The sequence below is a fragment of the Janthinobacterium sp. P210005 genome (genome assembly GCF_036231865.1).
Lineage (GTDB): Bacteria > Pseudomonadota > Gammaproteobacteria > Burkholderiales > Burkholderiaceae_D > Janthinobacterium > Janthinobacterium kumbetense.
Genome location: NZ_JAZARC010000002.1, coordinates 661,996 through 677,152, shown reverse-complemented (window position 1 = coordinate 677,152; position 15,157 = coordinate 661,996). Strand labels below are relative to the sequence as shown.

Here is a 15,157-nt window from a genome sequence, read left to right as displayed (position 1 = left end):
TTTAATCAGATGTTCATCATGCGTGGCTGCTGGACCTGTAACCGATTCTAAAACCGCCCCAGTGCTTGCCCTCGACGTGGATGGGCACGGATAAATCGTGCATGACCTCGCCCGTGTCGCGTTTATAGGTCTGCAACAGGAACGCCTTGGTGTTGCTGCCGCAGCGCTTGCCCGTGCGGTCGCTGAAGATGCGCTTGGTGCGGTTATTTACGATATCGGTGGCGTAATCGCCCGTCAGCGGCTGGGAAAACTTCTTGTTGTGCGTTGGAAAATATCCATTGTTGTCGACGGCGCCCGCATACGCCAGGTGGGGCAATGCCGCCAGCACGCCTTCCTGCAAGTCGGGCAGCACCTTGTCCGTGAACGCGTCGAATTTCGTGTTGTGCTTGGGCGGATCGGTATTCGGGATGGGGCGGTAATGGCGGTCGAACAGGGCGTCGCGCGTGATGCGCCCCGAGGCGATCGCTTGCTCGAAGAGTTTGCCCACGTCGCGCGCGGCGCGCTGGGCCGCCTCGCGGATCTCGTCGTGCGGCGTGGCCACGCTCGATTCGCCCAGGGCGCCGGCGATCACTTCGGCCCGCTCGGCCAGGGCCATGGCCGATTGCGTGGCGCGCGGCAATTCGGCATTCGTCGACAGCATGCTGTCGCGGATTTGCCCGATGGCGTCGGCGATCACTTGCGTCGTCTCGACGTGTTCGCGCGAGGCGCGGGCGATTTGCCCGATCTCGTCCTCGGACTCGCCCGATGACTGCTCGATATGGCTGAGCGAGGCGTGCACGCTTTGCACATTGCGCGCCGCTTCCGTGACGCCGGCCGCCAGCGAACTCATGCCGCGTGCGGCTTTTTCCGACTGTTCATTGATTTCGCGCACCATCACGCTGATTTCATCGGAAGCTTCCTTGGTGCGCTGCGCCAATTGCCGCACTTCCCCGGCCACCACGGCAAAACCGCGCCCATGTTCGCCGGCGCGCGCCGCTTCGATGGCGGCGTTCAGCGCCAGCAAGTTGGTGCGCGCGGAAATATCGGAAATGGCTTCCGTAAAGCCCGTGATGCGTTTGGATTTTTCCTGCAAGCTCAGCATGTTGCTGGAAGCGCCTTGCGCTTCCTCGCGTGCGTTATTGATGCGCAGCAAGCCCTGGTCCACTTCGGCGCGCGCCGCCACGCTTTCCACGCGCACGCCGGCGGCCACCTTGGCGGCCCGTTCCGCATTGGCGGCGATCTTTTCCGTCATCGCGGCATTTTGTACGGAACTGTCGGCAATGTCGCTGGCCGTGCGGACATCGAGTTCCACCTTCTGTTTGACGGAATCGACAAAATACGAGGTTTCCGCCGCGCCGATCATGATGGCATCGATGGCGTTGCCCACCGTATCGGCGAACTGGTGCAAGCTCGGCTCGCCGCGCGGACGGCCGGCAAACGCCAGCAGCGCGGCGCCGATGGCGGCGGCCACGCAGGCAATCAGATAGGGATGGTCGCCGCCCGAGAGCAACAACAGATAGGCCAGGCAACAGGCGACGGCCATGGCCAGGATCGTGAATACAAAGAAACGCACCAGCTGATGCTGCAACTGCTTCATTTGTCCCCCGCTGCGCGAACCCGTCACGTCCCGCGAAAGGGACGTGCCGTAACCGTATGCGGGTGGGCACGATTGCCCACTTTGCACCCTGAAGTGACCGTCTGCGCGGCGTTTCAGGCGGCTACCGGATAGCAGAATTGTAGTTCTACCCTACAACATTTGTTCCGATAGCTCAATCAGAAAAGTGGGGCGGCTACACCAGGGTCACTTAATTGGCAATTTGGTCGTGTTTTTGACCTCTTCCATGACGGCATAAGTGTGGGTTTCCCGCACACCTTTCTGCAACAGCGTCTTGCCCAGGAATTCGCGGTAGGCGGCCATGTCCTTGACGCGCGCCTTGACCAGGTAATCGAAACCGCCGGCCACCATGTGACATTCCAGTACCTCTGGAATGATTTGTACGCTATGCTTGAAGGCGTCGAACACTTCCGGTGTCGTGCGATCGAGCACCACTTCGATGAACACCAGCAGCGACACGTCGAGCAGCTGCGGGTTCAACTGGGCCGTATAGCCCATGATGTAACCGGATTCGTGCAACTTGCGCACGCGCTCCAGGCAGGCGGCCGGCGACAGGTTCACGCGCGCGGCCAGCTCCACATTGCTGATGCGTCCATCGCTCTGCAATTCCATCAAGATTTTCTTACTGATCTTGTCCAGCATTACCATCACCCCCAAATTAATATTATTTGGTTAAATTGTCGCATCAAAAACTATCTATTGCTAGTCCCCTGTATTACCAGAATTAATCCATAAGAATCCCCTTTACAATCGAATCATCTTAACGTCCGACTTTCTGTATTTTTTTGCACCAAAAAAGAGCAAGAATTACGTCAGTTTTCGTCCCCTTTTCCTTGTAAAGAGCACTTATGCACCCTGCAGGCCCCTCGGCTTTTACCCCGATTCCTTTTGCTGCGTTCCAGGCAGAAATCCTGCCCGAAGCGACACCACAACGCGCCGCCGTCACCGCCGCCTATAGGCGCGATGAGGTTTCCGCCGTGCAGTGGCTGTTGCAACAAGTCCGCCCCAGCAGCACCGAAACGATAGCCGAAGGGCAAGCCCTGGCGCACCGCCTGGTCTCGAACGTGCGCCAAAAACGCACACGCGCCTCCGGCGTCGATGCACTGATGCACGAGTTCTCGCTATCGTCGGAAGAGGGTGTTGCATTGATGTGTCTGGCTGAAGCGCTGTTGCGTATACCCGACAGTCAAACGGCCGACCGTCTGATCGCCGACAAAATCAGCAAGGGCGACTGGAAGAAACATCTGGGCGAATCGCCGTCACTGTTCGTCAACGCGGCCACCTGGGGCTTGCTGATCACGGGAAAACTGGTCAGTACCAGCAGCGAATCGGGCCTCGGTTCGGCCATGACCAAGCTCATCGCCAAAGGCGGCGAACCGCTGATCCGCAAGGGCGTCGACCTGGCCATGCGCATGCTGGGCAACCAGTTCGTGACGGGCCAGACCATCGAGGAAGCGTTGAAGAACAGCCGCGACAACGAAACGCGCGGCTACCGCTACTCGTACGACATGCTGGGCGAAGCGGCCCTGACGCAGCAAGACGCGGCCAACTACTACGCCTCGTACGAAACGGCGATCCATGCCATCGGCAAAGCCTCGAACGGCCGCGGCATCCGCAATGGCCCCGGCATTTCCGTGAAACTGTCGGCCCTGCACGCGCGCTACAGCCGCGCCCAGCGCGCCCGCGTCCTGGAAGAATTGTTGCCAAAAGTCAAAGCGCTGCTGTTGCTGGCCAAACAGTACAACATCGGCTTCAACATCGATGCGGAAGAGACGGACCGCCTGGAACTGTCGCTCGACCTGATGGAAGCACTGGCCTTTGATGCCGATTTGGCCGGCTTCGACGGCATCGGCTACGTGGTGCAGGCGTACCAGAAGCGTTGCCCGTTCGCCATCGATTTCCTGATCGACCTGGCGCGCCGCAGCGGCCGCAAGTTCATGGTGCGCCTGGTGAAGGGCGCGTATTGGGATGCGGAAGTCAAACGCGCGCAAGTCGACGGCCAGGAAGGCTATCCCGTCTACACGCGCAAGGTCTACACGGACGTCTCTTACCTCGTGTGTGCGCAAAAACTGCTGGCAGCCAGCAGCCTGATCTATCCACAGTTTGCCACGCATAACGCGCAAACCCTGTCGACCATTTATACGTGGGCCAAGCGCGACGGCATTACCGACTACGAATTCCAGTGCCTGCACGGCATGGGCGAAACCTTGTACGACCAGGTCGTCGGCCCCGACAACCTCGACAAGCCGTGCCGCATCTACGCCCCTGTCGGCTCGCATGAAACCCTGCTGGCCTACCTGGTGCGCCGCCTGCTGGAAAACGGCGCCAACTCGTCCTTCGTCAACCAGATCGTCGACGAAAGCGTGGCCATCGATAGCCTGATCCGCGATCCGCTGGAACAGGCGCGCCTGCAGGGCGGCTTGCCGCACCCGTCGATTCCATTGCCGCTGGACATGTTTGGCAGCGAACGCAGGAACTCGGCCGGCCTGGACCTGTCGAATGAAGACACTTTGCGCACCCTGGCCACGGGCCTGGCGCAGCAGCAGACGTGGCAGGCGGCGCCGCTGATCGATGGCGCCGTCAGCCTGAACGGCCCCACGCACATGCTGCACAACCCGGCCCAGCACGACGATGTCGTGGGCAAGGTCATGGAAGCCGGTCAAGCCGACGTGGAAACGGCCCTGGCCAGCGCCAGCGCCTTTGCCATGGATTGGCAAACGACGGAACCGTCGCTCCGCGCGCAAGCGTTACTGCGTGCGGCCGACCTGTTCGAGGAACACCATATCGAGCTGATGGCACTGGCCGTGCGCGAAGCGGGCAAGTCCCTGCCGAACGCGATCGCGGAAATCCGCGAAGCCGTCGACTTCCTGCGCTACTACGCGGCGCAGGTGGAACACGTGCCGAACACCCTGGCGCTGGGGCCCGTCACCTGCATCAGTCCGTGGAACTTCCCATTGGCCATCTTTACGGGCCAGCTGGCCGCCGCCCTGGCGGCGGGCAACGTGGTGCTGGCCAAGCCGGCCGAGCAAACGCCGCTGATCGCCCACCGCGCCGTGCAATTGCTGCATGCGGCGGGCGTGCCGCGCGGCGCGCTGCAATTTTTGCCCGGCAGCGGCGAGATCGTCGGCGCTGGCCTGTGCAATGACACGCGCGTCAAAGGCGTGATTTTCACGGGCTCGACGGAAGTGGCGCAATTGATCAACCGCAACCTGACCGCGCGTGCCGTGGCCGAAGGCATCGACATTCCCCTGATCGCCGAAACGGGTGGCCAGAATGCCCTGATCGTCGATTCGTCCGCCTTGCCGGAGCAAGTGGTGCAGGATGTGATGTCGTCCGCCTTCGACAGCGCCGGCCAGCGCTGCTCGGCCTTGCGCGTGCTGTTCCTGCAAACGGAAATCGCCGACAAGACCATCCACATGCTGAAAGGCGCGATGCAGGAATTGCGCGTTGGCAATCCTGACCGCCTGGCCACGGATATCGGTCCCGTCATCGATGCGGAAGCGCAAGGTAACTTGCTGGCGCACATCAACAAGATGAAAACCATGGCCATCGACCATTATTCGCTCGATTTGCCGACCGTCAAAGGCACGTTTGTCGCCCCGACCGTGCTGGAAATCAAGTCGCTGGCGCAATTGACGCAGGAAGTCTTCGGCCCCGTGCTGCACGTGATCCGCTACAAGCGGGCCGAACTGCCGCAATTGGTGCAATCGATCAATGACAGCGGTTACGGCTTGACCCTGGGCATCCATACGCGCATCGATGAAACCATCGATTTCATCACCAAGCGCGCGCACGTGGGCAATATTTATGTGAACCGCAACATCGTCGGCGCCGTCGTCGGCGTGCAACCGTTCGGCGGCGAAGGCAAGTCCGGCACCGGCCCCAAGGCGGGCGGCCCCCTGTACCTGAAACGCTTGCAGCGCAATGCGCCAGCCGGCGCGCAGCACCAGCGCCAGGCGCCGCCGGCCCTCGATGCGCTCACCGTGTGGGCGAAGATGCATGGCCACGACCAGGTGCAGCAACTGGCGCAGGACTATGCACGCACCACCTTGCTGGGCAGCACCACCGTCTTGCCAGGCCCGACGGGCGAGCGCAATACCCTGAGCTTTGCCGCGCGCGGCACGATTCTGTGCGCGGCAGCAACGTCCGGCACGCTGATGAACCAGCTGGCAGCCGTCCTGGCCACCGGTAACCAGGCCCTCGTGCTGGCGCAAGCGCCGGATCTGATCCCCGGCGATTTGCCGGCCGCACTGAAGGACCGCATCCAGGTCGTCAGCAGCCTGGAGTCCGTCAAGCATGATTTCCAGATCGCCATGATCGAGCCTTGCCTCGATGGCCAGCTCAAACCGCTGCTGGCGGCACGGGAAGGGGCCCTGGTGGGCACCATCGCCACCACGCCAGAGGGTGTCATCCCCCTGTGGCGCCTGGTCGCTGAGCGGGCGCTGTGCGTGAATACGACGGCGGCCGGCGGTAACGCCAGCCTGATGATGCTCAGCGTCTAAAGGAACCTGAGAAAAAGCCCAGGGCGTTGTTGCCTTGTCTGGCCGTACATTCGTACTGCCTGCGGCAAGGCGCCTAGCCCTGAACATTTTTCAGGCTCCTTTATTGAAATAAGAAGGGCGGAACCAGTGGTTCTGCCTTTTTTTTATGCACGCTAGCTGAAAAATCAGCCAGCCAGGCGCTGGCACAGCTGCTGAATCACCGTCAACGCGTACGGCGAAGCGACGGTTTGCACGAAGCGCATGAAGTCGACTGCCGCCTCTTCGTTGGCGTTGTCGGAAATGGTGCGCATGACGGTAAACGGCACGCCCAGTTCAAAACACACTTGCGCCACGGCGGCGCCTTCCATTTCGACGGCCAGCAGGTCGGGGATATCTTCTTTCAGCTGGTTCATATGCGCGGCGCTGCTGATGAACTGGTCGCCGCTGGCGATCAGGCCGCGGTGCACTTGCGCGTGCTGCAGGCTGAATTGCGCAATATCCGCCGCCTTGAGCACGCTGGACACATCGTCACGCAGGAAATCTTCCGCGGCGGCAGCCAGTTGTGTGCTCAGTTCAAGGTCTGTGGCAAAGCGCTGCAGTCCCGTCAGCGGCACTTCAAAGCGGGGAAACAGGGGACGGGCATCCATATCGTGCTGCAACAGCGCTTCGGCCACGACGATATCGCCGACTTTCACGTGTTTATCCCCACTGCCGGCCACGCCGGTGAAGACGATGTGGGTAACTCCGTACTTTTCCACAAGGATAGAAGCTGTCATGGCAGCGGCAACCTTGCCCAGACGCGACAGGACGCACACAGCGTCGATATTCCACAGGGTTCCCAGGGTGTAGTCGCGCATGCCGTGCGAACGCCTCTGGGGGCCTTGCATGGCTTCTACCAGCCCCTGCTGTTCTTCGTGCAAGGCACTGATGATGCCCAAACGCATTTTTTTGTGTGAATTCATGCTGTTTTTACAGGTTTTTTGGATTGCCAAACGGTTTACAGGGTGAAAACAGCTATTTCGGTGACTTTTCCACCGTTCGCGTTTGTTTCTGTGTTTTAAATAAAGATGTATACATAAAAATAGTAGTGATAGTAAACGGCCATTTTTTTGTGGATAAGTCGGTATACCGTATAAAAATCATCGACTTGGCGCACAAAAAAGTAGGCGCACAAGCATTGTATCTACGGAGGACTTGTTTGGGATAAAAATCGGGCTGTGGACAAAGATCGACTTTTCCCACATCTCATCCTGTGGATATGCAGGCACTTATCCACAGCAGCAAGCAAAAATCACGGATTTTCTTGCTGTAGTGGCATGTTTGACGTGTTTCGTTTGCCTTGATCCTTGCCTGGCAATCCTGGTTGAGCAACCACGAGCGTTGTTCTTTCATGAACCTTGGCATCCAGGTGATTCCTGGAAGACGGTTTGGCAGTGGCTCGCGATGTCGCCGTTGGCTTTTTTTTTGGCGGTTTTTGCATGCTTTTTGGAAATATCCCCGGACTTCCGCTTTTTTTGTCGGTTTACAATAGATCTATATATAAAAATAGTAGTAATAGTAAACGCGTTTTTTTCTGTGGATAAGTCGCTTTTTTTCAACAGGATCAATCGTTTACGCGCAAAATAAAGCGTGCATAATCGCTGTATCACGCGAGGAGCAAAATTGTATAAAATGCGGGCCTGCGCATAACTTCGTGTTTACTCACAAGTCATCCTGTGGATATCAAGTGACTTATCCACAATCGTCTCAAATTCCCCCTCTTTTCTACATCGAACCGCTTGCTGGCACGCTGCCTGCTCAAGCCTGTTGACGTTTCCATTTTGCAAAACGGTTTGGCAATGCTGTGCGCGTGATGCCGGCCGTGCCGGTTTTCGTTGCTCAGTTGTTGGCTGGATTTTTTTTTGTCAGTCAAAGAGGCGCGTCTGTTTTTTTGAAGAGAGGCTTGTCAACGTTCTCGAAGGCGAAGGACAGGCAAAGCGTGCGTTGTCGGGTTTACCTTAACAAGTTCGTATACAAGAATAGTAATAGTAGTTAACGGCGGCATCTTCTGTGGATAAGTCCGGATTTATCCTTGTAAACAATCGCTTGGCGTACGGATAAACGCTGAGTAAGGGTTGTATCTGCCGGGGATGGTTTTGGGATAAAAAAAAGGCGTCCAAAAAATTTTTCGTTTACGCACATATCGTACCTGTGGATATCCATACGGTTATCCACAGCTTGGCGACCCTGTTTTGGAGCTTGCCGTGATGCTCGGCCGTATCGCGGGCCACGATTAATGTCGCCCTGGCCCGGCACTGGTGGTAATCTCAAGGCGGCTCAGCAGCCATGCATGCATGAAGAAAGACAGACTCTGGTACAGGGACGCGGCGGGGAGACACGCCGCGCGACAGCTTGATGGCATACCGAAAGGAGCTTCATTGGAATCGGCAGGCGAATACGACTACATCATCGTGGGCGGCGGCACGGCAGGTTGCGTGCTGGCCAACCGGCTCACGCGCGACAAGGACGCCAACGTTTTGCTCGTGGAAGCGGGCGGCAAGGACGATTACGTGTGGATCCACATCCCCGTCGGCTATCTGCATTGCATCGGCAATCCCCGCACGGACTGGCTGTATTCCACGCAGGCGGATGCGGGCCTGGGCGGGCGCAGCCTGATCTATCCACGCGGAAAAGTGCTGGGCGGCAGCTCTTCCATCAACGGCATGATCTACATGCGCGGCCAGGCCGGCGATTACGACCACTGGGCCGACCTGACGGACGACGCTTCCTGGCGCTGGGACAAGGTCTTGCCGCTCTTTAAACAAAGCGAGGATTACTACGGCGGCGCCTCGGAAAACCACGGCGTGGGCGGCGAGTGGCGCGTGGAAAAACAGCGCCTGTCCTGGGATATCCTGAATGCATTCCGCGATGCGGCGCAGCAGGTCGGCATCCCGAAAACCAGCGATTTCAATGGCGGCGACAATAGCGGCAGCGCATATTTCGACGTCAACCAGCGCCGCGGCATCCGCTGGAATACCTCGAAAGCGTTCTTGAAACCGGCATCGCGCCGCCCGAACCTGACCATCATGACGGGTTGCCACGTGGAACGTCTGCTGCTGGAAACGACGGACGCGGGACCGCGCTGCGCGGGCATCGTGTTTACGGGCGGCGGCACGCAGTGGCAGGCGACGGCCCGGCGGGAAACCCTGCTGACGGCGGGCGCCATCGGTTCGCCGCAATTGCTGCAATTGTCCGGCATCGGCCCGGCCGCCTTGCTGCAGCAGCATGGGATTGTGCCGGTGCTCGATGCGGCTGGCGTGGGTGGCAATTTGCAGGATCATTTGCAGCTGCGCATGGTTTACAAGGTGCAGGGCGTGAAAACCTTGAATGTGATGGCCAGCAATATCGTGGGAAAAATGCAGATCGGCTTGCAATATGCGCTGTTCCAGAGCGGGCCCATGTCGATGGCGCCGTCGCAGCTGGGAGCGTTCGCCAAGTCCGATCCGCAGCAAGCCACGCCGAACCTGCAATATCACGTGCAGCCGCTGTCGCTGGATAAATTCGGCGAACCGTTGCACTCTTTTCCCGCGTTTACGGCCAGCGTGTGCAATCTGCGCCCCACCTCGCGCGGCCACGTGCATATCGCGTCGGGCGACAGTTATGCGGCGCCGAAGATCGTGCCCAATTACCTGAGTACCGAGCAAGACCGCGCCGTGGCGGCCGACGCCTTGCGCCTGACGCGGGCCATCGCTGCCGCGCCGGCGTTAAGTAAGTTTGCGCCACAGGAATACAAGCCCGGCGTGCAATTCCAGAGCCAGGAAGAACTGGCGCAGGCGGCCAGCCAGATCGGCACCACCATCTTTCACCCGGTCGGTACCTGCCGCATGGGCCTGGCCAGCGATCCCTTGAGCGTGGTCGACAGCCAGCTGCGCGTGCTCGGCGTGGCTGGTTTGCGCGTCGTCGATGCTTCCATCATGCCGTACATTACTTCTGGTAATACGAACTCGCCCACCGTGATGATCGCGGAAAAAGCGGCGCAAATGATACACGCGGCCTGGAAATAGCTGGGCAAGCGTGCGAGTTTGCGCCATTCGGGCCGGCGAAAAATCCCCGTAGTTATACTGTATTGTGCGTTAAATTTAAGTTGTGTATTATAAAAATGACTAAGTAGTACAAAAAGTACAACTAGGAGACACGATGTCAAACGTAATCTTGGAAACAAGAAATTTGACCAAGGAATTCAAGGGATTCACCGCTGTGAGCGAGGTGAACCTGAAGGTAGAGCGGGGCCATATCCACGCCTTGATCGGTCCGAACGGCGCCGGCAAGACCACGTGTTTCAACTTGCTCACCAAATTCCTGGTCCCCACTTCCGGACAGATCCTGTTCAACGGGAAAGATATCACGGCCGCCAAACCGGCCCAGATCGCGCGCATGGGCGTGATCCGTTCCTTCCAGATTTCCGCCGTCTTCCCGCATTTATCCGTGCTGCAAAATGTGCGCATCGGCTTGCAGCGCCAGCTCGGCACCTCGTTTCACTTCTGGCAGAGCGAACGGGCATTGAATCAGCTCAACGACCGCGCCATGGCCTTGCTGGCCGAAGTCGACCTGACGGAGTTCGCCGACACCATCACGGTCGACATGCCGTATGGCCGCAAGCGGGCGCTGGAAATTGCCACCACCCTGGCGATGGAGCCGGAAATGATGCTGCTCGACGAACCAACGCAAGGCATGGGCCACGAAGACGTGCACCGCGTGACGGAACTGATCAAGAAGGTGTCGGCCGGCCGCACGATTTTGATGGTGGAACACAATATGAGCGTGGTTTCCGGCATCTGCGACAAGATTTCTGTCTTGCAGCGTGGCGCCATGCTGGCCGAAGGCAGTTACGCGGAAGTGTCGCGCAATCCGCAAGTGATGGAAGCGTACATGGGCACCACCCACGCGGAACTGGAAGGGGCGCATTGATGGCGACACGAGCGAATGGCAGCGCACCCGCGCTGGAAATTGCACAACTGCACACCTGGTATGGCGAATCGCACATCCTGCACGACGTGAACCTGAAAGTGGAGCAGGGCGAAGTGGTGACCTTGCTGGGCCGCAACGGCGCCGGCCGTACCACCACCTTGCGCGCCATCATGGGGCTGACGGGCGCACGCACGGGCTCCATCAAAGTCAACGGCGTCGAAGCGATAGGTTTGGCCACGCACAAAATCGCCCACCTGGGCATCGGGTATTGTCCTGAAGAGCGCGGTATTTTTTCCTCGCTGTCGACGGAGGAAAACCTGTTGCTGCCGCCGACCCTGGCCAGCGGCGAGAAGGGCATGTCGGTGGAGGAAATCTACGCGATGTTCCCGAACTTGCAGGAGCGCCGCCACAGCCAGGGCACGCGCCTGTCGGGCGGGGAACAGCAGATGCTGGCCGTGGCGCGCATCCTGCGCACGGGCGCGCGTTTGCTGCTGCTCGATGAAATTTCCGAAGGCCTGGCGCCCGTCATCGTGCAAGGCTTGGCGCGCATGATCACCACCCTGAAAGCAAAGGGTTACACCATCGTCATGGTGGAACAGAATTTCCGGTTTGCCGCGCCGCTGGCGGACCGGTTTTATGTGATGGAGCACGGTCAGATCGTCGAGACTTTTGCTGCATCCGAACTGGAGGCCAAGATGCCGGTATTGACCGAGCTGCTTGGCGTGTAGTCCCCATGTAGTCTGTTGTACTCGTCATCGTCCAGCAATCGACTGAATAGCAAACAATAATCCCAACGGAGACACTATGAAACGTAACGCTATCGCCATTGCCACCGCCACTCTTTGCGCCCTGGGCTTGTCCAGCGCCGCGCACGCCCAGGTATCGGGCGACACCATCAAGATCGGTTTTATTTCCGACATGTCGGGCGTGTATTCCGACGTCGACGGCCTCGGTGGCGCGGAAGCCATCAAGATGGCGATCGCCGATGCCGGCGTGGTGCTGGCCGGTAAAAAGGTGGAATTCATTTCCGCCGACCATCAAAACAAGGCCGACATCGCCGCCTCGAAGGCGCGCGAATGGTTCGACCAGCAGGGCGTCGACATGCTGATCGGCGGCACCAATTCCGGCGCCAGCCTGGCGATGGCCAAGGTGGCGGCGGAAAAGAAGAAAATCTTCATCGCCATCGGCGCCGGTTCGTCGCGCCTGACGAATGAGGAATGCACGCCGTACACCGTGCATTACGCGTATGACACGGTGGCGCTGGCGCGCGGCACGGGCGGCACCATCGTCAAGCAGGGCGGCAAGAACTGGTATTTCATGACGGCCGATTATGCGTTTGGCCATTCGCTGGAAAAAGACACGGCCGAGGTCGTCAAGGCGGCTGGCGGCAAGGTGCTGGGCAGCGTCAAGCATCCGCTGGGCGCTTCCGATTTCTCGTCCTTCCTGCTGCAGGCGCAAGCGGCAAAACCGCAAATCCTCGGTCTGGCCAATGCCGGTGGCGACGCCATCAACAGCATCAAGGCGGCCAACGAGTTTGGCCTGACGAAATCGATGAAGCTGGCCGGCTTGCTGATCTTCATCAATGACATCCATTCGCTGGGCTTGAACCTGACGCAGGGCATGTACCTGACGGACGGCTGGTACTGGGACTTGAATGCGGAGACGCGCGCCTGGTCGAAACGCTATTTCGCCAAGATGAAGAAGGAACCGTCGATGCTGCAGGCGGCCGATTACTCGGCCGCGGCGAACTACCTGAAAGCCGTCAAGGCGCTGGGTACGGACGACACGGAAAAGGTCATGGCCTATCTGAAAAAGACCAAGATCAACGACATGTTTACCCAGAATGGCGAAGTGCGTCCCGATGGCCGCATGGTGCACGATATGTATTTGATGGAAGTCAAGAAACCGTCCGAGTCGAAGTATCCATGGGATTACTACAAGGTGGTCGCCACCGTGCCCGGCGCGCAAGCGTATGTGACCAAGGCCGAGTCGAAGTGTTCGCTGTGGAAGTAATGCTGTAGCAATCTCTACGGAGTGCCCACCGCTGCGCGGGTGCTCTGTCCTGCACGCTTCGCCCGCAGGGTTCGCCTTGCGCCGCCGCTCCCGTTTGCGGTGGCGCGTTTCCCTTGATACCACACCGCTACCCGGCGGTGCTTTTTATACTGTGATGCCATGGAAATTTTCGGCGTTCCAATACAAGCGATGATGAGCCAGCTGCTGCTGGGTCTCGTCAACGGCTCGTTCTATGCCATGTTGTCCCTCGGTCTGGCCGTCATCTTCGGCTTGCTTAATGTGATTAATTTCTCGCACGGCGCCATGTACATGATGGGCGCCTTCCTGGCCTGGATGGGCCTCAGTTATTTCGACATCAATTACTGGGCCATGCTGGTCATCGCCCCTATCCTCGTCGGCCTGGTCGGCATCCTGATCGAAAAGACCATGCTGCGCTGGCTGTATAAACTCGACCACCTGTATGGCTTGCTGCTGACCTTCGGCATCACCCTGATCATGGAAGGCGTGTTCCGTTCCTTCTACGGCGTCTCGGGCCAGCCGTATGCCGTGCCCGAAGCGCTGGCCGGCGCGACGGACCTCGGTTTCATGATCCTGCCGAACTACCGCGCCTGGGTGGTCATCGCCTCGCTTTCCGTCTGCCTGGCGACCTGGTTCGTCATCGAAAAAACCAAGCTGGGCGCCTACCTGCGGGCCGGCACGGAAAACCCGAAACTGGTGGAAGCGTTCGGCATCAACGTGCCGCTGATGGTGACGTTGACGTTCGGCTTCGGCGTGGCCCTGGCCGGTTTCGCCGGCGTGCTGGCGGCGCCCATCATCCAGGTCTCGCCGCTGATGGGCTCGAACCTGATCATCGTCGTGTTTGCCGTGGTGGTGATTGGCGGCATGGGATCCATCATGGGTTCCATCCTGACGGGCCTGGGCCTGGGCGTGATCGAGGGCCTGACCCGCGTGTTCTACCCGGAAGGCTCGGCTACCGTGGTGTTCGTGGTGATGGTCATCGTGCTGCTGCTGCGTCCCGCCGGCCTGTTCGGCAAAGAAAAGTAATCCTCATCAGTCATGTATTGGAGCTACCACGATGAATAAGAATGTAGGCTACGCCATTGCCTTGCTGCTGGCGTTGGCGGCCCCGTTTTACGGCTATCCCGTCTTCCTGATGAAGTTGCTGTGCTTTGCCCTGTTTGCCTGCGCTTTCAACTTGCTGATCGGCTACACGGGCTTGCTGTCGTTCGGCCATGCGGCCTTCTTCGGCGGCGCCGGCTATGTCACCGGCTACGCGCTGCGCACCTGGGGTTGGCCAACGGAACTGGGATTGCTGGCCGGCGTTGCCACGGGCGCCTTGCTGGGCCTGGTGATCGGCGGCCTGGCGATTCGCCGCCAGGGCATCTACTTTACGATGATCACCCTGGCGCTGGCGCAGATGGTGTACTTCCTGGCCTTGCGCCTGCCGTTCACGGGGGGCGAGGATGGCTTGCAGGGTGTTCCACGTGGAACCTTGCTGGGCACGATAGACCTGGGCAATGACACCGTCTTGTACTACGTCGTGCTGGCGATTTTTGTCGCCGGCTTCGCCCTGATCGTGCGCACCATCCACTCGCCGTTCGGACAAGTGCTCAAGGCGATCAAGGAAAACGAACCGCGCGCCATCTCGCTGGGCTACGACGTCAACAAGTACAAGCTGATGGCCATCGTGCTGTCCGCTTCGCTGGCTGCGCTGGCCGGCGCCACCAAGACGCTGGTGCTGGGCTTTGAAACCCTCACCGACGTGTACTGGGGCATGTCGGGCCTGGTCGTGCTGATGACACTGGTGGGCGGCATGGGCACCTTGTCCGGCCCCATCCTCGGCGCCGTGTTGATCATCGCGCTGGAAAACAAGCTGGGCGATGTCGGCACCTACCTGGCCACGCACACGGGCATCGAGTGGTTCGGCACCCTGGGCGAATCGGTGGGCATGGTGACCGGCGTGATCTTCGTCATCTGCGTGCTGATGTTTCGGCGCGGCATCGTCGGCGAAGCCATCGCGCGCTTCGGCGGCAGGTCAGCCAAAGCCGCTGTCTGATTTTCAAGCAACGCCGGACGGATCGTCCGGCGTTTTTCATTGTGCGTCCACTGTTACCTTAACGGA

The 15,157-nt window shown here is 59.4% G+C and carries 10 protein-coding genes; 7 read left to right on the top strand and 3 right to left on the bottom strand.

Going from position 1 to position 15,157, the window contains the following annotated elements:
* Window positions 1-16: 16 nt before the first annotated feature.
* Together VPH40_RS13050 and VPH40_RS13045 are read right to left on the bottom strand one after the other, a co-directional pair.
* Window positions 17-1,576 (bottom strand): methyl-accepting chemotaxis protein, encoded by a 1,560-nt coding sequence (locus VPH40_RS13050; protein WP_328573618.1) that lies wholly within the window; start codon window positions 1,574-1,576, stop codon window positions 17-19.
* A gap of 204 nt (window positions 1,577-1,780) precedes the next feature.
* Window positions 1,781-2,236 carry an Lrp/AsnC ligand binding domain-containing protein gene (locus VPH40_RS13045; RefSeq protein ID WP_010393827.1) on the bottom strand — a complete coding sequence of 152 codons (456 nt, stop codon included), beginning with the start codon at window positions 2,234-2,236 and terminating at the stop codon, window positions 1,781-1,783.
* Between the two features lie 206 nt (window positions 2,237-2,442).
* On the opposite strand from VPH40_RS13045, the gene putA reads away from it, so the two are divergent.
* Window positions 2,443-6,096: a trifunctional transcriptional regulator/proline dehydrogenase/L-glutamate gamma-semialdehyde dehydrogenase gene (putA, locus tag VPH40_RS13040; protein ID WP_328573617.1), complete on the top strand. Its 3,654-nt coding sequence runs from the start codon at window positions 2,443-2,445 to the stop codon at window positions 6,094-6,096.
* 164 nt (window positions 6,097-6,260) lie between these two features.
* Here putA and VPH40_RS13035 read toward each other — a convergent pair whose 3' ends face one another.
* A complete protein-coding gene (locus VPH40_RS13035; RefSeq protein ID WP_328573616.1) occupies window positions 6,261-7,037 on the bottom strand; it encodes a 5'-methylthioadenosine/adenosylhomocysteine nucleosidase in 777 nt (258 codons plus the stop codon).
* A 1,455-nt stretch (window positions 7,038-8,492) separates the two neighbouring features.
* Between VPH40_RS13035 and VPH40_RS13030 the strand changes: the two genes are divergently transcribed.
* From VPH40_RS13030 to VPH40_RS13005, 6 genes are all read left to right on the top strand, one after another.
* Window positions 8,493-10,118, top strand: coding sequence for a GMC family oxidoreductase (locus VPH40_RS13030; RefSeq protein WP_289918747.1), 1,626 nt, complete (start codon window positions 8,493-8,495; stop codon window positions 10,116-10,118).
* Window positions 10,119-10,251: 133 nt separating this feature from the next.
* Window positions 10,252-11,022: an ABC transporter ATP-binding protein gene (locus tag VPH40_RS13025; RefSeq protein WP_035823437.1), complete on the top strand. Its 771-nt coding sequence runs from the start codon at window positions 10,252-10,254 to the stop codon at window positions 11,020-11,022.
* Entirely contained in the window at window positions 11,022-11,750 is a 729-nt protein-coding gene (locus VPH40_RS13020; protein ID WP_077398364.1) for an ABC transporter ATP-binding protein, read from the top strand. The genes VPH40_RS13025 and VPH40_RS13020 overlap by 1 nt, the downstream gene beginning before the upstream one ends.
* A 76-nt stretch (window positions 11,751-11,826) precedes the next feature.
* Entirely contained in the window at window positions 11,827-13,035 is a 1,209-nt protein-coding gene (locus VPH40_RS13015; protein WP_099665952.1) for an ABC transporter substrate-binding protein, read from the top strand.
* A 159-nt stretch (window positions 13,036-13,194) separates the two neighbouring features.
* Window positions 13,195-14,079 carry a branched-chain amino acid ABC transporter permease gene (locus VPH40_RS13010; RefSeq protein ID WP_034752662.1) on the top strand — a complete coding sequence of 295 codons (885 nt, stop codon included), beginning with the start codon at window positions 13,195-13,197 and terminating at the stop codon, window positions 14,077-14,079.
* Between the two features lie 31 nt (window positions 14,080-14,110).
* Entirely contained in the window at window positions 14,111-15,091 is a 981-nt protein-coding gene (locus tag VPH40_RS13005; protein ID WP_289899685.1) for a branched-chain amino acid ABC transporter permease, read from the top strand.
* Window positions 15,092-15,157: the final 66 nt, after the last annotated feature.

Coding starts and splice junctions, on each gene's coding strand:
- VPH40_RS13050 (WP_328573618.1), bottom strand. CDS start 1,576: ATGAAGCAGTTGCAGCATCAGCTGGTGCGTTTCTTTGTATTCACGATC.
- VPH40_RS13010 (WP_034752662.1), top strand. CDS start 13,195: ATGGAAATTTTCGGCGTTCCAATACAAGCGATGATGAGCCAGCTGCTG.
- putA (WP_328573617.1), top strand. CDS start 2,443: ATGCACCCTGCAGGCCCCTCGGCTTTTACCCCGATTCCTTTTGCTGCG.
- VPH40_RS13005 (WP_289899685.1), top strand. CDS start 14,111: ATGAATAAGAATGTAGGCTACGCCATTGCCTTGCTGCTGGCGTTGGCG.
- VPH40_RS13035 (WP_328573616.1), bottom strand. CDS start 7,037: ATGAATTCACACAAAAAAATGCGTTTGGGCATCATCAGTGCCTTGCAC.
- VPH40_RS13015 (WP_099665952.1), top strand. CDS start 11,827: ATGAAACGTAACGCTATCGCCATTGCCACCGCCACTCTTTGCGCCCTG.
- VPH40_RS13020 (WP_077398364.1), top strand. CDS start 11,022: ATGGCGACACGAGCGAATGGCAGCGCACCCGCGCTGGAAATTGCACAA.
- VPH40_RS13025 (WP_035823437.1), top strand. CDS start 10,252: ATGTCAAACGTAATCTTGGAAACAAGAAATTTGACCAAGGAATTCAAG.
- VPH40_RS13045 (WP_010393827.1), bottom strand. CDS start 2,236: ATGCTGGACAAGATCAGTAAGAAAATCTTGATGGAATTGCAGAGCGAT.